19 protein-coding genes, 1 tRNA gene and 1 pseudogene are annotated in these 23,092 nt (G+C 54.7%); 10 read left to right on the top strand and 11 right to left on the bottom strand.

Going from position 1 to position 23,092, the window contains the following annotated elements; genetic code table 11:
• Position 1: 1 nt before the first annotated feature.
• From uvrC to AC3I0A_RS16850, 4 genes and pseudogenes are all read left to right on the top strand, one after another.
• A complete protein-coding gene (uvrC, locus tag AC3I0A_RS16865) occupies positions 2-1,825 on the top strand; it encodes an excinuclease ABC subunit UvrC (RefSeq protein WP_489373245.1) in 1,824 nt (607 codons plus the stop codon).
• A 33-nt stretch (positions 1,826-1,858) separates the two neighbouring features.
• Positions 1,859-2,419, top strand: coding sequence for a CDP-diacylglycerol--glycerol-3-phosphate 3-phosphatidyltransferase (gene pgsA, locus AC3I0A_RS16860; RefSeq protein ID WP_489373243.1), 561 nt, complete (start codon positions 1,859-1,861; stop codon positions 2,417-2,419).
• Between the two features lie 63 nt (positions 2,420-2,482).
• Positions 2,483-2,558: transfer RNA gene (locus tag AC3I0A_RS16855), tRNA-Gly, on the top strand.
• A gap of 214 nt (positions 2,559-2,772) precedes the next feature.
• Positions 2,773-2,997 (top strand): annotated as a pseudogene (locus AC3I0A_RS16850) (histone-like nucleoid-structuring protein, MvaT/MvaU family); the annotation flags it as partial.
• A gap of 69 nt (positions 2,998-3,066) precedes the next feature.
• Here the strand turns inward: AC3I0A_RS16850 and AC3I0A_RS16845 are convergent.
• From AC3I0A_RS16845 to AC3I0A_RS16800, 10 genes are all read right to left on the bottom strand, one after another.
• Positions 3,067-4,005, bottom strand: coding sequence for an ornithine cyclodeaminase family protein (locus AC3I0A_RS16845; RefSeq protein ID WP_489373242.1), 939 nt, complete (start codon positions 4,003-4,005; stop codon positions 3,067-3,069).
• Entirely contained in the window at positions 3,992-4,633 is a 642-nt protein-coding gene (locus tag AC3I0A_RS16840; RefSeq protein ID WP_489373240.1) for a dimethylsulfonioproprionate lyase family protein, read from the bottom strand. Before AC3I0A_RS16840 ends, AC3I0A_RS16845 begins: the two co-directional genes overlap by 14 nt.
• A gap of 139 nt (positions 4,634-4,772) precedes the next feature.
• On the bottom strand, positions 4,773-5,924 hold the full coding sequence (locus AC3I0A_RS16835) for an MFS transporter (protein WP_489373239.1): 1,152 nt from the start codon (positions 5,922-5,924) through the stop codon (positions 4,773-4,775).
• Positions 5,925-5,967: 43 nt separating this feature from the next.
• The gene (locus AC3I0A_RS16830) at positions 5,968-7,059 is read right to left on the bottom strand and encodes an IS630 family transposase (protein ID WP_489372455.1); all 1,092 of its coding nucleotides are present in this window, start codon (positions 7,057-7,059) and stop codon (positions 5,968-5,970) included.
• Positions 7,060-7,211: 152 nt separating this feature from the next.
• The gene (locus tag AC3I0A_RS16825; protein ID WP_489373238.1) at positions 7,212-8,246 is read right to left on the bottom strand and encodes a GlxA family transcriptional regulator; all 1,035 of its coding nucleotides are present in this window, start codon (positions 8,244-8,246) and stop codon (positions 7,212-7,214) included.
• A gap of 48 nt (positions 8,247-8,294) precedes the next feature.
• Positions 8,295-9,644, bottom strand: a complete 1,350-nt coding sequence (locus AC3I0A_RS16820) for an MmgE/PrpD family protein (RefSeq protein WP_489373236.1) — start codon at positions 9,642-9,644, stop codon at positions 8,295-8,297.
• Between the two features lie 85 nt (positions 9,645-9,729).
• Positions 9,730-10,713 carry a glycine betaine/L-proline ABC transporter substrate-binding protein ProX gene (proX, locus tag AC3I0A_RS16815; protein ID WP_489373234.1) on the bottom strand — a complete coding sequence of 328 codons (984 nt, stop codon included), beginning with the start codon at positions 10,711-10,713 and terminating at the stop codon, positions 9,730-9,732.
• On the bottom strand, positions 10,688-11,716 hold the full coding sequence (locus tag AC3I0A_RS16810; RefSeq protein ID WP_489372379.1) for an IS30 family transposase: 1,029 nt from the start codon (positions 11,714-11,716) through the stop codon (positions 10,688-10,690). The genes proX and AC3I0A_RS16810 overlap by 26 nt, the downstream gene beginning before the upstream one ends.
• A 240-nt stretch (positions 11,717-11,956) precedes the next feature.
• Positions 11,957-12,922 (bottom strand): glycine betaine/L-proline ABC transporter permease ProW, encoded by a 966-nt coding sequence (gene proW / locus AC3I0A_RS16805; protein ID WP_489373233.1) that lies wholly within the window; start codon positions 12,920-12,922, stop codon positions 11,957-11,959.
• 48 nt (positions 12,923-12,970) lie between these two features.
• Positions 12,971-14,008, bottom strand: coding sequence for a quaternary amine ABC transporter ATP-binding protein (locus tag AC3I0A_RS16800; protein WP_489373232.1), 1,038 nt, complete (start codon positions 14,006-14,008; stop codon positions 12,971-12,973).
• A 261-nt stretch (positions 14,009-14,269) separates the two neighbouring features.
• Between AC3I0A_RS16800 and AC3I0A_RS16795 the strand changes: the two genes are divergently transcribed.
• A complete protein-coding gene (locus AC3I0A_RS16795) occupies positions 14,270-15,298 on the top strand; it encodes an IS30 family transposase (protein WP_489372379.1) in 1,029 nt (342 codons plus the stop codon).
• A 274-nt stretch (positions 15,299-15,572) separates the two neighbouring features.
• Complete coding sequence (locus AC3I0A_RS16790; protein ID WP_489373230.1) at positions 15,573-16,526, top strand: LysR family transcriptional regulator; 954 nt, start codon at positions 15,573-15,575, stop codon at positions 16,524-16,526.
• 162 nt (positions 16,527-16,688) lie between these two features.
• Here the strand turns inward: AC3I0A_RS16790 and AC3I0A_RS16785 are convergent, their stop codons facing one another.
• The gene (locus tag AC3I0A_RS16785; protein ID WP_489373229.1) at positions 16,689-17,924 is read right to left on the bottom strand and encodes an aromatic ring-hydroxylating oxygenase subunit alpha; all 1,236 of its coding nucleotides are present in this window, start codon (positions 17,922-17,924) and stop codon (positions 16,689-16,691) included.
• Positions 17,925-18,571: 647 nt separating this feature from the next.
• Here AC3I0A_RS16785 and AC3I0A_RS16780 point away from each other — a divergent pair.
• From AC3I0A_RS16780 to AC3I0A_RS16765, 4 genes are read left to right on the top strand one after another with little or no spacing between them, the layout of a single operon-like run.
• Positions 18,572-19,285, top strand: a complete 714-nt coding sequence (locus AC3I0A_RS16780; protein ID WP_489373228.1) for a GntR family transcriptional regulator — start codon at positions 18,572-18,574, stop codon at positions 19,283-19,285.
• Positions 19,282-20,193: a dihydrodipicolinate synthase family protein gene (locus AC3I0A_RS16775; RefSeq protein ID WP_489373226.1), complete on the top strand. Its 912-nt coding sequence runs from the start codon at positions 19,282-19,284 to the stop codon at positions 20,191-20,193. Before AC3I0A_RS16780 ends, AC3I0A_RS16775 begins: the two co-directional genes overlap by 4 nt.
• Positions 20,186-21,703 carry an aldehyde dehydrogenase gene (locus AC3I0A_RS16770; RefSeq protein ID WP_489373224.1) on the top strand — a complete coding sequence of 506 codons (1,518 nt, stop codon included), beginning with the start codon at positions 20,186-20,188 and terminating at the stop codon, positions 21,701-21,703. The genes AC3I0A_RS16775 and AC3I0A_RS16770 overlap by 8 nt, the downstream gene beginning before the upstream one ends.
• The gene (locus AC3I0A_RS16765; RefSeq protein ID WP_489373223.1) at positions 21,700-23,046 is read left to right on the top strand and encodes an NAD(P)/FAD-dependent oxidoreductase; all 1,347 of its coding nucleotides are present in this window, start codon (positions 21,700-21,702) and stop codon (positions 23,044-23,046) included. Before AC3I0A_RS16770 ends, AC3I0A_RS16765 begins: the two co-directional genes overlap by 4 nt.
• Positions 23,047-23,092 lie beyond the last annotated feature (46 nt).

Raw genomic sequence — 23,092 nt, 5'->3', positions numbered from 1 at the left:
AATGACTGACCCGTTCGATCCAGGTGCTTTTCTCTCGACCGTTACCGGGCGCCCCGGTGTGTATCGCATGTTCGACAGCGATGCGCGCTTGCTATACGTCGGTAAAGCCAAAGACCTGAAAAAACGCCTGGCGAGTTATTTTCGCAAAACCGGCCTGGCGCCGAAAACCGCCGCTCTGGTGGGTCGCATCGCTCAGATCGAAACAACGATCACCGCCAATGAAACCGAGGCGTTGCTGCTTGAGCAGACGCTGATCAAAGAGTGGCGGCCGCCCTACAATATCCTGTTGCGCGACGATAAATCCTATCCGTACGTTTTCCTTTCGGATGGCGATTTTCCGCGCTTGAGCATCCATCGTGGTGCCAAAAAACAGAAGGGCAAGTACTTCGGGCCGTACCCGAGTGCCGGTGCTATCCGTGAGAGCCTGAGCCTGCTGCAGAAAACTTTTTTCGTGCGCCAGTGTGAAGACAGTTTTTACAAGAACCGCACGCGGCCATGCCTGCAATACCAGATCAAGCGTTGCAAGGCGCCTTGTGTCGGTCTGGTCGAACCGCAAGTGTATGCCGAAGACGTGCGCCATTCGGTGATGTTCCTCGAAGGCCGCAGCAATGCCCTGACTGATGAATTGTCCAGTGGCATGGAGCAGGCGGCGAGTACGCTGGACTTCGAGCGCGCCGCCGAACTGCGTGACCAGATCTCCCTGTTGCGACGGGTTCAGGATCAACAGAGCATGGAAGGCGGTACCGGTGATGTGGACGTGATCGCCGCGTTCGTCAATCCGGGAGGCGCCTGTGTTCACCTGATCAGCGTGCGCGGCGGACGGGTACTGGGCAGCAAGAACTTCTTTCCGCAAGTCGGCATTGAGGAGGAGGTGGCCGAAGTCATGGCGGCGTTCCTCGGCCAGTATTACATCAGCAGTCCGGAGCGGGACTTGCCGAGCGAGTTGATCGTCAACGTCGTCCATGAAGACTTCCCGGCCTTGATTGCCGCCATCGAAGAGCTGCGCGGTCGTGAGCTGACCATCAGTCACCGGGTTCGCGGCACCCGGGCGCGCTGGCAGCAACTGGCCGTGACCAACGCCGAACAGGCATTGAGCGCGCGTTTGGCCAACCGCCAACATGTCGCTGCGCGGTTTGAAGCGCTGGCTGAAGTTCTTCATCTGGACGAGCCGCCGCAACGGCTCGAGTGTTATGACATCAGTCACTCCAGCGGTGAGGCGACGGTGGCCTCCTGCGTGGTCTTTGGTCCTGAAGGCCCGATCAAGTCCGACTATCGCCGTTACAACATCGAAGGCGTGACGCCGGGTGATGACTATGCGGCGATGCATCAGGCACTGACGCGGCGTTTCAGCAAACTGAAGGACGGCGAGGGCAAGCTGCCGGATATCCTTCTGGTGGACGGCGGTAAAGGCCAGCTGTCCATGGCTCGCGACGTGCTCAATGAGCTCGCGGTGCCAGACCTGATCCTGTTGGGTGTCGCCAAAGGGGCGACGCGCAAGGCCGGCTTCGAAACGCTTTACCTCAATGACGCTGCCCATGAATTCACCTTGCGTGGCGACTCCCCGGCACTGCATCTGATTCAACAGATACGTGACGAGGCTCACCGGTTCGCCATTACCGGGCACCGCGCGCGACGCGGCAAAACCCGTCGTACGTCAACGCTTGAGGGGGTCGCAGGGGTAGGTCCGAAACGTCGACGGGATCTTCTGAAACATTTTGGTGGATTACAGGAGCTGTCTCGTGCCAGCATCGAAGAGATCGCCAAAGCACCAGGGATCAGTAAAAAGCTCGCGGAGTTGATTTATGCAAACCTGCACAGCGAGTAGAATGCCCAACTCACCTCGTAGCCAGTTGTGCCGATGAATATCCCTAATCTGATCACCGTCTTACGCGTCCTGCTCATTCCGATTTTCATTTTGCTGTTTTACCTGCCGTACCACTGGAGCTACCTCGCGGCCAGTTCAGTCTTCGCATTCGCCGCCGCCACGGACTGGCTGGATGGGTACCTGGCTCGTCGCCTGGAACAAAGCACACCCTTCGGCGCTTTTCTTGATCCGGTGGCCGACAAGCTGATGGTGGCAGTGGCATTGGTGCTGTTGGTACAGGAACACGGCAATCTTTGGCTGACGTTGCCGGCAGCGGTCATCATCGGTCGCGAAATCGTGGTTTCCGCCTTGCGCGAGTGGATGGCCGAGATCGGAGCCCGCGCGCATGTTGCCGTTTCGAACATGGGCAAATGGAAAACCGCCGCACAGATGCTGGCGCTGGTTATCTTGCTGGCCAACCCCTCGGACTTCAGCTTCTGGGTGTTGGTGGGCTATGCGCTGCTGCTGATTGCCGCGGGGCTGACGTTGTGGTCCATGCTGCAATATTTGCGAGCGGCCTGGCCGCATCTCAAGACCACCCCGGAAAAGAAATAAAACTTTTTTGAATCAAGGGGTTGACGTGGCATCTGGATTCTATAGAATGCGCCACACCAAGACGCGGGAATAGCTCAGTTGGTAGAGCACGACCTTGCCAAGGTCGGGGTCGCGAGTTCGAGTCTCGTTTCCCGCTCCAAATATTGCGCTGCAGAGTTCCACTGAATTCTGTAAGCGATTGAAATCAGGACCTTCGGGTCCTTTTTTCGTTCCGGCGGGAAATACTGAAATCCAGCACTATCCGGTGCGTTTAAGTCCTGAATTGAGTCCCGAATGAGAGTCTGGAACTCGGACGCGCACTGAATCGGTTTGTTGCTGGAGCAGCTTGGATAGCGAGATGAGCATCTGGTCCTGGTTACAGCTTGAAAGACGTGGTGAACCTGCTTGATCCTCAGGTGGGTCGCCATGCACCTAGTGCCCAGCAGCAATCCGGTAGCCGTAAGCCTCGCCAAGTGAAGGTCTACAAAAACCCTCTTACCGGTGAAGTAGGCGAAACCAAAGGCGGCAACCATAAAACATTGAAAGAATGGAAAGCTAAACACGGCTCCGACACGGTCGAGTCCTGGCTGGCCAAGTGATTTCGTTTTGAGTGCAAGAAAAGGGCCCTTCGAGGGCCTTTTTTGTTCGTGAGTTCCTGGGTGCGCCGCTTACTCAATACCCAATCGTCTCGCCAGTAGTTGAGCCGTAAACAGGTCAAGGTGGGCTCCCCCGGCATTCTTGAACACAGTGATTTGATCTGTCGTGAAGCGAGGCGGAGCACAACCGCACAGATCAAAGAGATCGCCAAATATATCGTCGACCGAGATAACGCCTGACGCTAACGGAAGTTGGAGTTCGCCACTTGCCAGGGCAGTCGGTCGAAAGTCCACATAGAGTTGGCCGCGAATCAGGACATCGTTATCGGCCTCACGCATGTGCGGCTGCCAACTACCCACCAGATTGACATGCGTGCCAGGAGCAACCTGGGCGCCACGGATCAAAGGCTGGTCGCTCATGGTTGCGGCGCAGATAACTTCAGCCGCAGGTAATGCCGCGTCTAGATCATCGACAACAGTGAGTTCAACGTCGGGGATTTGAAGGTCGGCAGCCAGCTTCTCTGCGCGAGGTCGCGTGCGGTTCCAGATAAAAACCTGGCGCAACGAGGGTCTCAACGCGGTGAATGCCTCGATCAGTGGGCCCGCCATGTCACCGGCACCGATCATCAGCATCGTTCGGACATCCTGGCGCGCAAGCAGATCAAGTCCCAGGGCCGAGTCGGCAGCAGTCTTGCGGGCCGTAAGGGCCGCGCCATCAGCAACGAATATAGGGGCGCCGGTGATGCCATCAAACGCGACATAGACGCCTTGTATCGAAGGGGAGGCCGGGTGTCGGTGCTGGTTGCCAGGAAACTCGGTGGCAAGCTTCACTCCCACCATTTGCCGTTCGCTCCAAGCGGGACGCAACATGAAACGATCAGCGCTACCAGGGTGCTCAAGGCATAGATCGGCGATGACGGGCAGCGGCTCTCTATGTGCCTGGGCAAAAGCGGCACATAAGCTTGGATAGTCGAGCAGTCTGCTGATTGTCGGTGCATCAATCCACTGCATGAGAAAGTCCCCACAGTGCCAGCAGCGGCTTGTCGATAGACCTCATGGAGTGGACAGCCGAAGGTGGGTTGAACACCACGCCGCCTGGCCCGGGATTCCACCAGCCAACATCTTCCCGGTACCAGTAACCTTCCGATAAGACGACATAAAACTCTGCCGGAGGATGCATGTGGTACGGATAGCAAAGTTCGGGCTCCATTACCGCCAACCCCACTGTCAAAGTCGAACATTCAAGCAGTGCGCCCTTGCCGAGAATCAGCGCATGTCGGTGCTTTTCTTCAAAAGCATCATCGTCCCCTTCTGAAGCGGATCGCTTTATCCAGCGACTACTGGACAGCAGGGTCTCAAGAGCCGATAGCAGAATCTTGAAGTCCCGATCCGTTCGGGGAGCATCAGCCAATGCCCGCGCTACCGTGGGCTCCAGGCAAGCGGGCAGGGAAGTGCCCGAGAACGGAGGCAAGCCGATGTCCAGGCGCGCATTGCTCAATGAGCGAACACAGATTTTTGTATCCATGCCATCAACACCACTCACTTGAGAATGCCGGGCCAGGATTCGCACAAGTGCCTCCCGCATCACCACTCCCTGTATCAGGAGTTCTTGTTCCGACATCTGTGGGTACGACTGCATGACCTTTTACCTCTTGAACATACCAGGCAGATCACTTTGAGAATTCAGTGATACATCCATCGAGCTGTCTCTTGGCTTTCTGAACGATTGAGCTCGATTCGCAATGGCCAATGCTGGAATCGCGCCTGAAACGATTCGGTTAATTGCGAAGTAATCGAGCTGTCGCACTGACAAAAACCAGCAAAACACTCACGCAGCCAAGAGCGAATGACAAGGTGCTCAGATGGGCGACCGCCCCAATAAATACGGGACCGATCAGAATGCCCGCGTAGCCCATAGAGATGACAGCGGGGATGGCTACCGCCTGTGGCATACGTTGCTGGCGGCCTACAGCGGTAAAGAGCACAGGGACAATGTTTGAGCATCCAGCACCGACCAGAGCGTAGCCAATCAAGGACGCGACCCAACCTTCGATCCCAAGCGACACGACCATGCCTGCGGCTGCGCAGAGCCCGCCTAGCGCAACGACGCGCACGCCGCCTAGTTTGCTGACGATGGCATCTCCTGTCAGGCGGCCCACCGTCATCGCAGCGGCGAAGGATGCGTAGCCCAAACCGGCGATGCTCGGCTCTAACCCTCGGCTCGAGACAAGGAAAACCGCGCTCCAGTCGAGTATTGCACCTTCAGTGAGGAAGACGATGAAACAGAGCGCCCCTAAAAACAGCACGATACCCCTGGGCACCGCGAACAATGGCCCACCCCGTTCAGTGCCATAGGTCAGCAAAGCAGGCGCAGCCTTGTAAAGCGATCCCAAAACGGTGGCAACGATACAGAGCGCCGCAATCAGTGGATCCAGCCCTAAGGTCAATAAAGCGGTCATGGCCCCGGCGCCCAATATGCCTCCGACGCTGTAAAGGCCATGGAAGCCGGACTGAAGTGCCTGCCCGCTGTTTTTTTCGACGATGACGGACTGTATGTTCATGGCGCAATCAAGCATGCCCATACTGGCACCGAAGATAATGACAGCTATGACCAGGCCAGGCAGCCAGACCACGGTGCTCAACAGCGGAAGAACGGCACACAAGACAATCGTCGCCCAGATTACGACTGGGCGGCATCCATAGTGTGCAGTGAGATATCCAGCGAAGGGCATGGCCACGATAGATCCACCGCCCAGGCCGAGAAGCAGCAACCCCAGACCACCATCGTCCAGGCCAGCGCGGGCTTTAACCAATGGAACCAGAGGCGCCCAAGCGGACATGAGTAAGCCCGCGATAAGAAAGGCGATGCGTGTGGACATCCGCTCGCTGTGGTTAGCCGTGGGTATCAACACTGGCGATGGAGCATTCATAATTCTCGGTAATCCTTATTGATGATGCTAGTGGCCTGTACGGTTAATTCATTAATCTATTTTTTATCGCCCCCAGCTTTGCCTTATGCACCGAACTGATGATGGTCTCAGCGGTTTTGTTCCACTTGAATGGTTTCGCTGAGTGCTCGTTGTGCACTTCAATAAACTGGCGGATGGTTGCCTTCAAATCGGTGACGCTGGTAAACGCCCCTCGATACAGGGCTCGTCTTTCCAGTTGAGCGAACCAGCCTTCCACGGCGTTCAACCATGAGGCGCTGGTCGGCGTGAAGTGCAGCTTGAAGCGGGGATGCTTCTCCAACCACTGCTTGATCGCGACGGTCTTGTGGGTCGAACTGTTGTCCAGGATCACATGCAGATCCAGTTCGGCGGGCGTACTGCGATCAATCTGTTGCAGGAAGGCCAGAAACTCCTTGGCCCGGTGACGCTGGGTAATCCGCCCGATGACCTTGCCCGTCAAGATGTCAAAAGCAGCGTACAGACTTGCCGTCCCGTGGCGTTTGTAATCGTGGGTTCGACGCTCGATTTGGCCCGGACGCAGTGGCAACATCGGTTGAGTACGATCCAGTGCCTGGATCTGGGTTTTCTCGTCAACCGAGAGCACCAAGGCGTTATCCGGCGGGTTCAGGTAAAGCCCGACCACATCGACCACCTTGTCGGCAAAAAGGGGATCGTTGCTGATCTTGAACGTCTTCAGGCGATGCGGCTTGAGGTCGGAGGCGGCCCAGACCTGCCGAACTTGCCACGTGGTGACCTGCGCGTACTTGGCCATCAGGCGCACACTCCAATGCGTCGCCTCACGAGGTACGCGCTGGGTGGTCAGCGTCAGAATTTCCTTCATCTTTTGGGCGCTGAGCTTATGCGGCTGGCCGCTGCGAGGCAGGTCGGTCAACCCTTCAATCCCGGCCTCCAGGTAGCGCTTGCGCCATTTGAAAACCGTCGGCGGCGTTACCTGCATCTGTTCGCTGATCGTTTTGGGTGTCAAACCATCGGCCAGGAGCAGCAGGATTCGCGCGCGTTGTGCGAGGTTCTGCTTCAAGGTGCCCATCCGTAGCCAGCCCTGCAAAGTGGCGAGATCGGAGGAGGTTAGAGCAAAGGGAGAAGTGGGACGGGCCATGCGCATAATCAATCCATGACGTTGGGCCCGCAGTATATCTCCACTGTTCATTTAGATAAATTAATTATCCGCACGGAACACTAGCCATCATTTGCTCGGCTTAGACAGTGCGGGTTTCTTGTGTTTCTTTGCGTGCCTGGGTTTCGGAAAACTTAGCGCCTGCGCTCATACGTCGCTCTATAACTACTGGGCGCTACGCCAAAGAAGTCACGAAAACGCATATGGAAGTTGGCGAAACTGCAAAAGCCGGTTGCAATCGCGATATCGGTAATCGGCCGATTGCTCTGCAGAATAAGCTGTCGCGCTCGAGTCAAGCGCAGCTCAAGGTAGTAACGCGTGGGCGTGGCGCCGACAAAACGGCAGAAGCGACGCTCCAATTGTCGTCGGGAAATGTTCACACAATCAGCCAGTTCATCGATCGATAGCGGCTCTTCGATGTTCTGTTGCATAAGTTCTAAAGCGAACTTTAGGGTTTGTGGCAAGGTGGGGTCAGAGTCAACTATGACAGTCGATATCCCAGAGACTTCGGAGGTTTGATCGCAGCTGAGTATCTCCTCTACAGCATGGGTCAGCGACACGCCTTGTTTAGCGGTGATGAGCTCCAGCATCATTCGTAACGAGCTACTGGCGCCGGCGCATGTGATACGGTTTCTATCTATAACGTGAGTTCGACAGGAGACCAGGACTTTGGGGAAAACATCCTCCATCATCGCTCGCCCATCTGGATGGAAAGCGCACTCGAAACCGTCCATTAGCTGAGCTTCCGCCAGGAAAAATGCGCCGTTCCACAAACCGCCCATGGTCGCGCCAAGAGAGGCGACGTTACGTAGCTTGCGCCGTAATAGTGGGTCGCTGATCAGTTTGACCCGTAAACCACCGGCGACGATGAGAACGTCGATACGATCGGGTAATTGTGATAGCTCCAGGTCTGCTGAAATTGCAATTCCCAGATCGCTCATTACCAGACGGCTCTTGATGCCGACAGTAAGCACCTCAAACGCCGGTGTCTCGCTAATCAGGTTAGCGGTCACCAGCGCATCGATAGCGCCGGTGAATGACATCATCGAGAAATTGTTCAAAAGCACGAAAGCTACACGAGTCACCGCCTGCGGCTTCAATGGTTTCTCAGCCGTATAGGAGTACCCCATATTCTTGTCTTTAAGCACGCTCTCGAATACGAATGGCATAAATCCTCTTTGACACCTGAACGAATAGCCAAGAAACCGTTGCGGAATCTAGACAGCGATTTTTGGAGCGGACAGCAACAAATCAAAGAATGATTGGCAGTCATCACTGCCGGGCAATGCTTCAACACTGTTCTTGATTGCATTGCTGAGCGTGGTTCCCAAGCTGTCATCAGCCAGTAAATGGTATTTAGCTGTGAGTTCTTCACTCGACATAGGGTTGCCGGGGTCGCCCTTGGCCGTCGCCGTTGGGCTCGTAAGACGCGTGCCGTCTTTCAGGGTAACGGTCACGCGAGAGAGAATTTCCTCCGGGAACCTGGCGGAAAGGTCAGGCGCCTCATGAAGGGTTATCTTCCCGCTGATGTTCAAGATGTCCGGCGCATGAATCGAATCCCCGGTGACTTCGTTAGGGCCCAGCTTTGCGCGAACGATCAAGGCGGCGAGTGGGAACGCTAGCGCATACTGGGCCTCGTCCGCATTCTTCGGAAAGTGCCCCTGCAAGCACACAGACTCGTGGAATGTCTCGACATCTATGGTCTCGATCAACTCAGCAGTGATGACTGGATGTGCTCGCATCAAATCGGTCATGGCCGTGAGTGCCGGTTGCGCCCAGCGACATACCGGCCACGGTTTGAAATATTGCTCATCGATCTCCCAGCGGGTGCCGATGTCCTGCCAGAAAGTGGAAATCTCCAGAGGTTCAACGGTGGCGGCTGGAGCGCCAGTCACACCCATCTGCGCCATCAATAGGGCGTTGAGTCCAGCATACGCCCCGGCGCCGTGGGCATCACGCAACATCGTTGGAAAGCTCACGAGGCGCATCATCGGACACCTCGGGCCAAAGTATTCCGCGATACCCAGAGCATGACGGAACGTCGTTTCATCAAGCTTCAGCAGGCGGGCTCCGGCGCAAACTACCCCGATCCCGGAAAATGCACCTGAGGCATGATATTCCGGGGCGGTGGCCATCAAGGCCTGGCCCGCACGCAAGGCGGTCTCGTACCCGATGCACAGTGCGCTGAGGAATTCCTCACCGCTGATGTCTTTGCCTTGACTGCGATACGCGTCTACCAATGCAACAATGGCCGGGACAACGGTTGCACCCGCATGCCCCTTGGAGGTGAAGTGACCTTCATGTGCATCCAGGCTATCAACGCAAAAACCGCCTGCATACGCGGCACCCAATGGATGTACGGCCCTGCCGTCGAACCAAAGGCGGCTGGACAGCTTGTTGGCAGAGTAGTGGGTGTCAGCGTAGGTTTTGAGCATCACGCTGGTTTGATTGTCGCGGGCTCCGGCGGCCACACCAATGATGTCAAGCAGGCAAGTTTTAACCAGCTCGCGTGTATGCAGAGGCGCGTCCATGTAATTGAAATTCTGGACGAATGAATACAACTGCATTTCATGATTCCTGAATGATGAATGCTGAAACGGATAAAAGTTGCCCAGTGAAGGGCAACTTTTTACGCAGTTTTAGAAGAACAGATTATTTCTTCGCGGTGGCGGCATTAGCCGCGGCGCGCGCGTCCGCCAGCCAGCTGTCGTACTTCGCGCGATGGGCCGCGATCCACTCTTTGGCGTGCCGCGTAATGTCAGCTGCACTTTTTTCACCATTGTGCATTTTGAGATTTTGCGCGCTTTCATCGTCGGTAGTGATCTGCATTTCAGACAGGAACTTCACGGCGACTGGGTTTTTCTCGGCGAACTCTTTGTTAATAACCGCTTTGACACTGTCTACCGCGAAGCCAAGGTTTTTACCATTAAAGGTAGTGTTGGTATCGTTTTTGCCACCTGGAAGATCCGTACGCGGCACGGTTAGCCACACAACATCTTTACCTTCGACCAGAACACCGGAGATCCACTGAGGCACCCAGGTGTAATAGAGAATCGGCTTACCTTGTTTATAACGGGCAATGGTGTCAGCCATCAAAGCAAAATAAGAGCCCTGGTTATTGGTAACGGTCTTCATCAGGTCATAGGCTTTCATATGGTGCGCAATGACGAGCTCGCAGCCCCAACCCGGGTTGCAACCAGTGAGGTCAGCTGTACCGTCACCATTAGCATCGAACAGTTTGGCAATTTCCGGTTTCTGCAAATCTGCGATAGACGTGATGTGGTGTTCATCGGCAGTTTTTTTGTCAATCATGTATCCCTGCAACACACCCGGCATAATATCGCCGGTTTTAACCATCGTCTCATCACCGCCGGCCTTTTTGTAGAAGGAGTCGTGCAGTGTCTCCCACAAATGCACCGAGAAATCAGCGTCACCATTGGCAATCGCAACCATCATGGTGGAGTACTCGGTTTCCTTAGGAGTCTCAACGTCGTAGCCCAATTCCTTGAGGCCCGCCATTGCAATCTCTCCGCGAAATCGCTCTTCGGCAATTGACGGGAAAATTGGGGTGATTGATACTTGGCGGATGCAGGAGCTGAGTGCAACACGGTTATTGAATTGAAGCCGGGGCATCATGCCGCATAGCCATGGCCTCTTGCATCACTTGGCCCATCACTTCGATTGGACATTTGAAATCGAAACGCTTACGTGGGCGCATGTTCAGTTGCAGCGCTATGGCATCGAGCTCTTCCTGGCTGTGGACTGACAAGTCAGTCCCCTTGGGCAAGTACTGGCGGATCAGCCCGTTGATATTTTCGTTGCTGCCGCGCTGCCAAGGGCTGTGCGGGTCACAGAAATAGATGGCCACACCGGTCTTCTGGGTAATTTCGACGTGCCGCGCCATCTCCCGGCCCTGGTCGTAGGTCATGCTTTTACGCATCGCCAGCGGCATGCGATTGAGCGCCGCACTGAAGCCCTCCATCGCAGAGGTCGCCGTCGCATCATTCATTTTCACCAGCATCAAGTAACCACTGGTACGTTCCACCAGGGTGCCTACAGACGAGGCGTTGGCTTTGCCCTTGATCAGATCGCCTTCCCAATGTCCCGGCATCAACCGGTCTTCAATCTCGGGTGGGCGCACGTGAATGCTGACCATTTCGGGGATCTGGCCTCGCCGATCCACTCCACCAGAGCGAGGCCTACGGGCCGTTTTGCCTTGGCGCAGGCAGATGATCAGCTCCTTGCGAAGCTCACCGACCGGCAGGGCGTAGATCGCGGTGTAGATCGTCTCGCGGCAGACGTAGGCTTCTTTGAGGCTGGGTATGTTCATGCTGCGTAGCTTGCCGGCAATTTGCTCGGGAGACAAACGCTCACGCAGCATATGAGTCACTAACTCGAAACGTTCGCTGCCCGGCAGCAGCTTACGTTTGGGTCGACAGCTGCGGCGGCGAACCTGCATGTAGTGCTGGGCAGCACGTACCGAATAGCGGCCACAGGCTTCTCGGTTGCGGCGCAGCTCCCGGCTTACCGTCGAGGGCGCTCGGTTGATCAAACGGGCGATCCTTCGCTGACTAAAGCCTTGGGCTTGGCCGAGCTGGATGGTGACGCGTTCTTCGACGCTGAGTTCGTTATAGGACATAGGGGCAACACCGTACCGGAAAGGTCAGGTGTTGCACTCAGTTTTTGCGGCCGCCCCCCTTTTCCGGGCTCCTGCGCCGTGGCGGCTGATGCGAAAACAGGTGAAACCGCTAGTACTAAAAGCGCCACAGAATGAATGAATTTCTGTTTTATTCCGAATGTTGTGAAGTTCATTATCGTTTACCTTGGCTGGGTTAAGATGTTGGCAGTTCTTTTGGTTCCCGACGCGCCGCTAAGCGGGTTAGCTTTCTTTGGGACTAACTTCTATTGTTCTAACGGTATTTTTTCTTTTCATGCGATAAAACACACCCACAGGGCCTGTTTGGTACCAGTGCTCACCTTTGGTTGCTCTGTTACTGCGCTCGCCCATCGCTTGTGTCAGGCGGTCAAGGAAAATCGCCAGCAATACCAGGCCCACGCCACCGACGGTTGCCAAGCCCATATCAAGGCGGCCAATCCCACGAAGCACCATCATTCCCAACCCGCCAACCGAAATCATTGATGCGATCACCACCATCGAAAGTGACAACATTAATGCCTGATTCAAACCCGCCATGATCGTCGGTGCAGCTAAAGGAAGTTGAACTCGCCTCAGCATTTGGCGCGGAGTACATCCGAAAGCCCTGGCGGCCTCAACCTTATCTTCCGGCACTTGCCGAATTCCCAGGTTAGTGAGCCTGACAAGTGGTGCCACCGAAAAGATGATCGTGACCAGCACACCCGGTACATTCCCGATACCAAACAGCATTACGACGGGTACCAGGTAAACAAATGCAGGCAGCGTTTGCATTGCGTCGAGTACCGGGCGAAGAAGCATCTCCAACCGGTCACTACGGGCACACAGGACACCCAGCGGTATGCCAATAACCGCGCAGAAAAACAGTGAAGTGAGCACCAGAGCGAGGGTGATCATGGCGTCATTCCACACTCCGATCACTCCTAATAGAGTGAGGGTAACGAAGCAAAGGATACCTATTTTTTTTCCACCCACCTGCCAGCCAAAGAGCATCGCGATAATAATAAATATCGACGGAGGAATAGACAGCAAACCGTACTGAATGCCATTAAGAACTTGATCGATAGGCCATCTTATCGAACGAAATATTTCGCGAAAATTATGGACCAAATAATTCAGGGCAACTTCTACCCATTGGCCCAAAGGGATGTTGATGGATTGAAACGGGTCTAGAAGACTGAATTCGTTCATGCTAACCACCTGAATGTCTGAGCCTGGCAAGCCAGCGAGTAGAGACCATTAGTGACGACTCATTGTCTGGAGCAGTAGGCTCTTGGAGATCGTGCCTTTGAAAACACCCTGGCGATCCAGCACGGCAACCGGGTTAACGGCATTGGCGACGATGTGAAAGACGTCATGAAGTGGAACGTCAGCCTGCAGCGTGGGTGTGGACTGATCCAAGGCGTAGGGGTGCTCCGCACAAATCTTGGCAACATCGCCAGCCTTCAGGATCTTCGAGGCATCGAAACCTTTGAAGAAAGCTTTGACGTAATCGTTCGCCGGGTTGCAAAGTAGCTCTTGAGGCGTACCGATCTGTACCACCCGTCCACCCTCCATAATCGCAATGCGATGTCCGATGCGAATCGCCTCGTCAATGTCATGCGAGATAAAGATGATGGTGCGATGTTGTTCTGCCTGCAGGCGGATCAATTCGCCTTGCATTTCGCTGCGAATCAATGGGTCGAGAGCAGAGAAGGCTTCGTCCATCAGCAGGATGGCGGGGTCATTGGCCAGAGCTCGGGCTAGACCCACGCGCTGCTGCATACCGCCAGACAGTTGGTGCGGATAGCTGTAGGCGTGCCCCTCGAGACCCACCTGTTTGAGTGCCTCAAGTGCACGTTTATGACGCTCGCTCTCCTCGATACCAGAGATTTCCAGACCGAAAGCAACGTTGTCGATCACATTCATGTGTGGCATCAGTGCAAATGACTGAAACACCATGCTCATGTCTTTGCGACGAACGCTAAGAAGATCAGCGTCCGACAGACCAGTGATTTCTTGTCCGTTAAGATGGATCGTTCCGGAGGTTGGCTCGATCAGTCGGTTGAACAACCGCACCATCGTCGACTTTCCAGAACCGGAAAGCCCCATGATGACGAAAATCTCTCCACGTTTTACGGAGAAACTGGCATCAAAAACGCCAACGACTTGACCGGTTTTGCTGAAAATTTCATTCTTGTCAGCACCGCGAGCCAGCATCTCCATCGCGAGCTTCGGCTGAGGGCCAAAGACTTTGTAAATGTTTTTTACCGAGAGTATCTCGTCACCAAGACTCATAACCCCTCCTGCTGCAATTACGGCGTAAGATCAAGAATTTAGGTGTACGTGTCTTGATCAGTTAAGACAGTGCTTTTGGGGGCAGTCAAGCTGGGAGAAGGGTTGGGAATTAGTCATTGTGACCATCCTCTTTATTATGTGATGTTTATTATTTTTGTTTTATCGGCGCTGAATTGAGCAGCACCTTGAGAACCAAGTTATTACTTGGCGGCCGCAAAAACTGAGTGCAACACCTGACCTTTCCGGTACGGTGTTGCCCCTATGTCCTATAACGAACTCAGCGTCGAAGAACGCGTCACCATCCAGCTCGGCCAAGCCCAAGGCTTTAGTCAGCGAAGGATCGCCCGTTTGATCAACCGAGCGCCCTCGACGGTAAGCCGGGAGCTGCGCCGCAACCGAGAAGCCTGTGGCCGCTATTCGGTACGTGCTGCCCAGCACTACATGCAGGTTCGCCGCCGCAGCTGTCGACCCAAACGTAAGCTGCTGCCGGGCAGCGAACGTTTCGAGTTAGTGACTCATATGCTGCGTGAGCGTTTGTCTCCCGAGCAAATTGCCGGCAAGCTACGCAGCATGAACATACCCAGCCTCAAAGAAGCCTACGTCTGCCGCGAGACGATCTACACCGCGATCTACGCCCTGCCGGTCGGTGAGCTTCGCAAGGAGCTGATCATCTGCCTGCGCCAAGGCAAAACGGCCCGTAGGCCTCGCTCTGGTGGAGTGGATCGGCGAGGCCAGATCCCCGAAATGGTCAGCATTCACGTGCGCCCACCCGAGATTGAAGACCGGTTGATGCCGGGACATTGGGAAGGCGATCTGATCAAGGGCAAAGCCAACGCCTCGTCTGTAGGCACCCTGGTGGAACGTACCAGTGGTTACTTGATGCTGGTGAAAATGAATGATGCGACGGCGACCTCTGCGATGGAGGGCTTCAGTGCGGCGCTCAATCGCATGCCGCTGGCGATGCGTAAAAGCATGACCTACGACCAGGGCCGGGAGATGGCGCGGCACGTCGAAATTACCCAGAAGACCGGTGTGGCCATCTATTTCTGTGACCCGCACAGCCCTTGGCAGCGCGGCAGCAACGAAAATATCAACGGGCTGATCCGCCAGTACTTGCCCAAGGGGACTGACTTGTCAGTCCACAGCCAGGAAGAGCTCGATGCCATAGCGCTGCAACTGAACATGCGCCCACGTAAGCGTTTCGATTTCAAATGTCCAATCGAAGTGATGGGCCAAGTGATGCAAGAGGCCATGGCTATGCGGCATGATGCCCCGGCTTCAATTCAATAACCGTGTTGCACTCAGCTCCTGCATCCGCCCTTAATAGAGTCAGCGTCTAACAACATTTCTTCTGGCCAATCAATAACGCTATGTTATCGATCCTGTACTGATATCCAATTTCGACGCCGCAAGCGCTTCTTATTAAGCAAAGCGCCGTCCCCCCTGTCGTAGACCCTCCCTTTCAGCTACTCTCAAGCGTGCGCTATAGGTGGAACCCTCCCGCCGATCTCATCTCTCAAGGCCCTCCCAGTGGCCCCGAACCGGACATTCAATACTCTAGGTTATGGTTAAGCACATCGATCCAGACATGACGCTGCTGAAAATGCCGTCTCTGAAAGCCGTGAAGTCATTCGTAGCAGCTGCCAAATATCAGAGCTTTACGCGTGCGGCAGAAGCACTTTGCGTTACTCAAGCGGCAATCAGTCGTCAGATTCGGGAGCTGGAGGCATACCTTGGGGTGGATCTCTTCAAGAGGGTGGGTCGAGCGGTCGAGTTGACGGAAGCCGGAACCATATTTTTTGATGCTGCACAGATATCTTTCGTCAACATTTCCCAGGCTGCGGAGCGTATTCGCACCAATAATTCAGGCAAGCGCACCCTGACACTGTGCTGTTCTCCAGCGTTTTCAGCCCTCTGGCTCGCAGCCAAGCTACCGGGGTTTTTCACGACGAACGCAGACATCGATCTCAACTTGGTGACCACTCAAAACTTTTTGTCGATGGAACCGGGTGTAACTCCGGACATCTTCATCACCAAGATGGCCAGGATTCAGGATGGCTACCGTAGTTATCCGCTGTTTCATGACGTCATCTACCCGGTGTGCACACCTCGTTATAAAGAGGAGCATCCTGAGCTATCCAGCCTGGAAGCATTACGCGACGGGGTTTTGCTAAACCTCAGCCCCTATGGCAGATCCCAGGTAGCGGAGCACGTTGACTGGGGCGTTTGGTTGGCTTATCACGATGTTGATATCGAGAAACGGCCCCACGACAGCCCTCACGTTTTCAACGCGAATGACTACAACCTCGTGATAAGCATGGTGTTGACCCATCAGGGCGTAGCCCTCGGATGGAATCACCTGGTCGCAAACCTGATCGAAAACGGCACGCTGATTCGTCCGGTCGAAGAGGAAGTGGTCTTCCATGAAAGCCAGCACTATCTGACATTTCGTGAAGACCGGGTCAATGACGACGCTTGTTGTCGGCTACGTGACTGGATTCTCGCCCAGTTTTCCTGAGCCGTTTAGAAGAAAGGAACGCTGGCAGAGGCTGAGCAGTGACTTGGGTTGCGGGGAGGGGAGTATGACGGGACGCCCACGGCTAACGGGTATTCTCCAAGGAGAACTTAAAGGTGTGCCGGTGGTGATCATTCGTGGTTCTCACCACCGGCAGTTTTGCACTTAGCCGACAGATCTTAACGGGATCGTGTCATTGAGCTGCTCAAGCATCGTTTTGCAGTACCAATCATCAAACTGACACACACCAATTTCGCTGGCCACCGATAACGGGCCTGGCTCGTAAGCAGGAGAGTTAACCCCTACCTGCGCACCTTCCACCAAGGTGCGGTCTTGGTCATTGGTTGCAAGCCAAACCTTAGTGAGTCGATCGATGTCGTAGTCGACACCTTCCTGTGCGTCCTTCTTGACAATCCATTTTGTAGTGACCAACGTCTCGTTCGGACCGATAGGCAGAACGCGGAAGCTCAACGCGTGATCGCCCAGGAAGTGGTTCCAGGTTGATGGGTAGTTGAAATAAAGCAGCGCACCGATGTTGGCTTCACCCGTTGTGTCCAACCGGCCAGCGACCGCAGGCTTGCCATCCATTGTGTAGCTGACGGCCCCCGAAAACAGTGGGATGCGAGTCATTCGGAAGCGACCATCATCGTCCATGACCAATCGGCTAGGCAGACCTGCCGCTTCGCAGCGGTCCCAATGCTCTTTAAGTTCGAGATCCTCATCACCGCCAGCGCCGCCCACTGATGGGTTGTCCACGAATGAGTGCATCAATTCCGGGTGAGTACAATCGCAGTGGTAGCACTCACGGTTGTTCTCGAAAACCAGTTTCCAGTTGCCTTTCTCGATGATGTTCGACTCAAACGCGACTTTGCAGTCATCCAGGTTATGAGGCGCAACGAAAGGAGTGACGGATTTTCTGAATGAAGAAAAGTCAGGGGCGACGTCAGCGACGCACACATAGATGTAGGTTTCGACGACCTCACAATGCACGGGTTTCAAACCATGCTGAGACTTGTCGAAATCGTCCCCCATGTTCCCGGCGAAAAGCAGTCTGCCATCCAGCTCGAATGTCCATTTGTGGTAAGGGCACACCAGCTTGGCGACCTTGCCGCTTGCTTCCGGGCACACCTTGGAGCCGCGATGACGGCAGGAGTTGTGGAACGCGCGAATCTGTTTATCTGCGCCACGGACGACCGCGACAGGGTAATCGCCGACTTGCAGCGACAGGTACTGACCCGACTTCTCCAGCTCAAATGTGTGCCCTGCGAAGATCCAGCTTTTGTGCCAGATCTGTTCCAGATCCTGCCTATAAACATCTGGGTCGCTATAGAGGGCACCTGGCAGCGCGTGGTCAGGCTTGCGCTGCGCGATAAGATTTGAAACTGCCGATTTAGTGCTCACGGTCAACACACTCCAAAATACCAAGGGGGGCGACACGTTCAGCCTGCTCAGCGAGATGAGGCTAAACGGTCTTGAGTTCGCAGTACCGTCTGTGGATGCAAGCCCATCAAACCGTGCTGCTTCTATCCGCGAACCGGAACGGTTTGCCACGTCCAGGAAGCGCCTTACGAAAAATGTGCCTTCTTGGATGGTGGTGCCATCCGTGCACTCATTTCGTTTCTGAGTCCTTACTAATGCAGACAATTCTTTAATGCCGAGGTTTGCATCAATAACAATATTTCTACAGCTCCTTCTTCGAGCCCGGGCAAACGGATCCTAACTAATGGGACGAATGTGCGAGAAATCTTCTTCTCCAATTCGTCGGTAGAATATCGGTGTTGTAAGGCTACGACGGCAATCATGCATCAACAAGAAACATTTACTCTTATCAATGCATAAACAAATGTTATCGATTGACGTCGCGGCTCCGGCGAGGAAATCTTAAATCCTTGAATTTCAAGGAAAAATTATTTTTTATGATGAGTGATGCGCCCATTTAGAAATGTATACGCCAGAAATACACTCTATTGACCGCGTTCTTGGCCCATGCCAGTCTGGATTCAACAGTTAACCGTACTAGTCGGTAAAACAACCTCTGGAGGTCATTTGTGAAAGGCAGCAAAAGTGCTCTTTACGAAGACTTGAAACGTCAGATTCTGACAATGGAACTTGATCCAGATGAAGCGCTGGACGAGGTTGTTATTAGTGAGCGTTATGGTCTCTCGCGAACGCCTGTCCGTGAAGTTTTCAGACGTTTGGCTGGCGAAGGTTATATAGACATTCGAGAGAATCGAGGCGCCCGGGTCATTCCCATGAATTACGCGACTCTTCGAAACTTTTTTCTGGTAGCGCCAATGATCTACGCAGCTATTGGCCGCCTGGCGGTACAAAATTTCAAGCCACGTCAATTGATTGAGTTAAAAGAAACCCAGAAACGCTTTCGCACAGCCACCGTTTCAAAAGATGCACTTGCGATGGTTGTCGAGAACAATCGGTTTCACGCCATCATGGGCGAAATGGCTTGCAATCATTACCTGGAACCTAGTCTGGGAAGACTGCTTATTGATCATGCTCGTATCGGCAATACGTTTTTTCGCCCTCAAAACGGGGACATGGAGAAACGTCTCGAGCAATCTGCCGGACATCATGACGCTTTTATTGAAGCCATTGAATGGCGTGATGAAAGTGCCGTAGTTGATCTCGTGTTTGAGCATTGGGAACTGTCCCGTGAAAACATGGAGATTTTTATCGCGCCTCAAGGCATCAAGGCTGACGCGCTCGTTGATCTTCCACCTAACTCGCATTCGGAGCATTTATCTTGAAATTTGAAGGTATTTATACGCCAGCAGTAACTCCTTATAACTCTGATGGGGAGATTGACTGGAATGTGTACTCGGAAGTTTTGGAGTCGCTGATTGAGGCGAAGGTGCACGGCATTATTATCGGCGGGTCGACCGGCGAGTATTATGCGCAGACTTCGGAAGAACGCACCGAGTTGGCGGCCTACGCCAAAGATGTGATCGGCACTCGGGTGCAACTGATCGTCAGTACCGGGGCGATTCGTACCGAAGATGCGGTTCAGTACGCCAAGGATGCCAAATCGATCAAAGCGGACGCCATTCTCGTCACGTCCCCGCCTTACGCGCTGCCAACCTCCCAGGAAAACGCGATTCACGCGCTCACTATCGATCGCGCAGCGGACTTGCCGATCATGCTTTACAACTATCCGGGGCGCATGTGCGTTTCGATGGATGAAGAATATTTTACGCGTGTCAGCCAATCGAAAAACGTCGTCGCCATCAAGGAAAGTTCCGGCGACATGGGCCAGGTGCATATGCTGGCCAGGCAGTTCCCCAACATTGCCTTGTCCTGCGGATGGGACGACCAGGCCCTCGAGTTTTTTGCCTGGGGCGCCCGCAGTTGGGTGTGCGCAGGTTCCAACTTCCTGCCCAAGGAACACGTAGCGCTTTATGAAGCTTGCGTGATCGAAAAGAACTTCGACAAAGGTCGTCAAATCATGTCGGCGATGATGCCGCTGATGAATGCCTTGGACGGCGGCAAGTTCGTGCAGTCGATCAAATACGGTTGCGAGGTTGCCGGACTAAAAGTAGGTGACGTGCGCTTGCCGCTTCAGCCACTTGAAGCAGAAGAAAAGCAAAGCCTTGCATCGGTCATCGCCGAACTTAAACGCAACGTAGCCAACATTACTTCGGGAGCCAGCCATGGGTGATCTTCTGAGCAAGGCCGAATATGCCGCTCTGGCTAAAGACATTTCGTTGCCATCCAACGCGTTCATCAATGGCGCGTTCAAGCCCGCGATCTCTGGCAAAACCTTCGCCACGAACAACCCGGCGACGGGTGAGTTTTTGACTAGCGTCGCTGCCTGTTCGTCTGAGGATGTCGACTTTGCGGTCGCTAATGCTAAAGAGGCTTTTGAGGATGGGCGCTGGAGATCGATTTCGCCCCGGGAGCGCAAAGCTGTTCTGCTGAAGTTTGCGAGCCTGCTTGAAAGCCATCAACACGAACTGGCCGTCCTCGAAAGCCTCGATAGCGGCAAGCCTGTGAGTGAATGTCAGCTGGTCGATGTGCCGGACACAATCCACACCTTGCGCTGGCACGCGGAACTGATCGACAAGATTTATGACAACACCGCTCCGGTGGGCAGCGACGCGCTGACCATGGTGGTCCGGGAGCCGATCGGCGTGGTGGGCTGCGTATTGCCCTGGAACTTCCCGCTACTGATGCTGGCCTGGAAAATCGGCCCGGCACTCGCTGCGGGCTGTTCGGTCATCGTCAAACCTGCCGAACAAACGTCGCTGACCACGTTGCGCGTTGCTCAGCTGGCGTTTGAAGCCGGTATACCCGCCGGTGTCCTCAACATTGTGACCGGCACGGGCAAAGAGGTCGGCGAGCCGATTGGCTTGCACAACGACGTCGACATGGTGAGCTTCACCGGTTCCACCGCGACCGGCCGCCGTTTCCTGCATTACGCAGCCGATTCGAACCTGAAACGCATCGTCCTTGAGTGCGGCGGAAAAAATCCGGCGGTGGTGATGGACGATGCCCAAGATTTGGATCTCGTCGCTCAGCATGTCGTCAATGGCGCGTTCTGGAATATGGGTGAGAACTGCTCCGCGACCTCGCGTCTGATCGTCCATGCGTCTGTTAAAGACGAGCTGCTGGAGCGCATGGGCGCCTACATCCGCGAATGGAAGATGGGCGACCCACTCGATCCGGAAAACCGCGTAGGGTCGCTGGTCAGCCCTGAACATTTCGCAAAAGTGAGGTCGTACCTTGAGCACGCCACCGCCGGGAAGCTCGCAGTCGTGTACGGCGGCGCAACCAAAGACGGTGCCTTCGTAGAGCCGACGGTGATTGACGGCGTGGATCGGAACAACCGGTTGTTCCAGGAAGAGATCTTCGGCCCGATTCTTTCGGTCACCACCTTCAACACGCTCTCCGAAGCCATTGCGCTAGCCAATGACACGGTATACGGCCTGGCGGCCTCGGTTTATACCGGCAGCCTGCGTCGGGCGATCAAGTTGTCGCGAGAAATCCGCGCCGGCATCGTCACCGTCAACTGCTTTGGCGAAGGCGATGCGTCGACGCCTTTCGGCGGCTACAAGGAATCAGGGTTCGGCGGTCGGGACAAATCAATTTTTGCCCATGACCAGTACACCGAAATCAAAACCATCTGGATCGATGTGTCTGATCGGTCGGATGAAGAGACCGAAAAATGAGCACCCATACCATCAAGCGCCTGCCGGTAGACACCGGGGTTTCAGGTTGGGAGGCGATTTCCGCACGCACTGCGCCTGTCCGCATGCTTGATGGAAACGTGACGGCGGATTGGCTGATTATTGGTGCCGGTTTTGCCGGCCTTTCCGCCGCTCGCAGACTTTCACAGCTGCACCCGGGTGACAGCATTGTTGTGGTCGATGCTCATGAAGTCGCCAAGGGGCCGGCAGGCAGAAACTCTGGCTTCATGATCGATGTGCCGCACAGTCTGTCGTCCGGGGAGTACTCCGTTGCCAGTGAGTCTGCGACGGCTCTGGAAATCACGCAAAATCGTTTCGCGATTGATTTTGCCGCGCAAGCCGCACGCGAGTACGGCATGTCCGCAGACACCTTCGATCCTTCAGGGAAGATCAACGCTGCCGCCACTGAGCGGGGATTGAAGCTGAACGTCAATTACGCCAAATCCCTTGAGCGCATTGGCGAAAAGTTCGAGATGTTGGATACAGCGCAAATGCGTGAAATCACGGGGTCCACCTATTACCAAGGTGGGATCTATACCCCCGGCGCAGTGTTGATTCAACCTGCGCAATACATCAGAGACCTTGCAGCGGGGCTGGAAGGGGAAATCACTCTCTATGAGCGCTCTCCAATTATTGAGTTGTCCAGGCAGGGTAGCAGTTGGACTGCTCGGTCTCATAACGGGGTGGTGCGCGCACCCAAGGTCATTCTGGCGGTCAACGGCCACATTGAAGACTTTGGTCATTATCAAGGACGCCTGCTGCACGTGTTTACGTACGCCTCCATGACGGCAGCGTACAGTGATGATGAATTCAGGAAGGATGTACCGGGCAAAGCCCGGTGGGCCTTGTTGCCGGCTGATCCAATGGGAGCGACCGTTCGCAAGATCTCTTCAGACGGTCTCTCGCGTATCGTCATCCGGACAAAGTTCACCTATGACCCGAGTATCCAGGTCACTCCAGAGCGGGTAGCTGCGGTAGCCAAAGAACAGCGACATTCCTTGGATGCCCGCTTTCCCGAATTGAAATCCACTGCGTTGGAATTCAGTTGGGCCGGCCGTCTGTGTCTGAGTCGTAACAGCGCCGCTGCATTTGGCGAGATTGAAGAAAACCTGTACTCGGCTTGCTGCGAAAATGGACTGGGTACTGTGAAAAGCACCCTGGCAGGTGTGATGGCTGCGGAGTTGGCATCGGGTACGCGTTCGGAGTTTCTCGATAGCTTCAGTCACGCACCAGGCCCCAGCAAGCTACCACCCAAGATAATAACGAAACTGGGCGTCAGTTCGGTTATTCGCTGGCATGAGTTTTGGGCCGGGCGAGAAGGTTAACAAGTTTAAGTTGTCGGCTTTTCCTATAAAGGCCGTTTAATAAGTC

The organism is Pseudomonas sp. KH_024_B2 (assembly GCF_057839965.1).
The sequence above is the reverse complement of the archived record's forward strand: the minus strand, read 5'-3'. Positions and strand labels throughout refer to the sequence as shown.

Excerpts from the sequence above, each read along its gene's own strand:
- uvrC (WP_489373245.1), top strand. The coding sequence starts at position 2 with ATGACTGACCCGTTCGATCCAGGTGCTTTTCTCTCGACCGTTACCGGG.
- pgsA (WP_489373243.1), top strand. The coding sequence starts at position 1,859 with ATGAATATCCCTAATCTGATCACCGTCTTACGCGTCCTGCTCATTCCG.
- AC3I0A_RS16845 (WP_489373242.1), bottom strand. The coding sequence starts at position 4,005 with ATGCAGTGGATTGATGCACCGACAATCAGCAGACTGCTCGACTATCCA.
- AC3I0A_RS16840 (WP_489373240.1), bottom strand. The coding sequence starts at position 4,633 with ATGCAGTCGTACCCACAGATGTCGGAACAAGAACTCCTGATACAGGGA.
- AC3I0A_RS16835 (WP_489373239.1), bottom strand. The coding sequence starts at position 5,924 with ATGAATGCTCCATCGCCAGTGTTGATACCCACGGCTAACCACAGCGAG.
- AC3I0A_RS16830 (WP_489372455.1), bottom strand. The coding sequence starts at position 7,059 with ATGGCCCGTCCCACTTCTCCCTTTGCTCTAACCTCCTCCGATCTCGCC.
- AC3I0A_RS16825 (WP_489373238.1), bottom strand. The coding sequence starts at position 8,246 with ATGCCATTCGTATTCGAGAGCGTGCTTAAAGACAAGAATATGGGGTAC.
- AC3I0A_RS16820 (WP_489373236.1), bottom strand. The coding sequence starts at position 9,644 with ATGCAGTTGTATTCATTCGTCCAGAATTTCAATTACATGGACGCGCCT.
- proX (WP_489373234.1), bottom strand. The coding sequence starts at position 10,713 with ATGATGCCCCGGCTTCAATTCAATAACCGTGTTGCACTCAGCTCCTGC.
- AC3I0A_RS16810 (WP_489372379.1), bottom strand. The coding sequence starts at position 11,716 with ATGTCCTATAACGAACTCAGCGTCGAAGAACGCGTCACCATCCAGCTC.
- proW (WP_489373233.1), bottom strand. The coding sequence starts at position 12,922 with ATGAACGAATTCAGTCTTCTAGACCCGTTTCAATCCATCAACATCCCT.
- AC3I0A_RS16800 (WP_489373232.1), bottom strand. The coding sequence starts at position 14,008 with ATGAGTCTTGGTGACGAGATACTCTCGGTAAAAAACATTTACAAAGTC.
- AC3I0A_RS16795 (WP_489372379.1), top strand. The coding sequence starts at position 14,270 with ATGTCCTATAACGAACTCAGCGTCGAAGAACGCGTCACCATCCAGCTC.
- AC3I0A_RS16790 (WP_489373230.1), top strand. The coding sequence starts at position 15,573 with ATGGTTAAGCACATCGATCCAGACATGACGCTGCTGAAAATGCCGTCT.
- AC3I0A_RS16770 (WP_489373224.1), top strand. The coding sequence starts at position 20,186 with ATGGGTGATCTTCTGAGCAAGGCCGAATATGCCGCTCTGGCTAAAGAC.
- AC3I0A_RS16765 (WP_489373223.1), top strand. The coding sequence starts at position 21,700 with ATGAGCACCCATACCATCAAGCGCCTGCCGGTAGACACCGGGGTTTCA.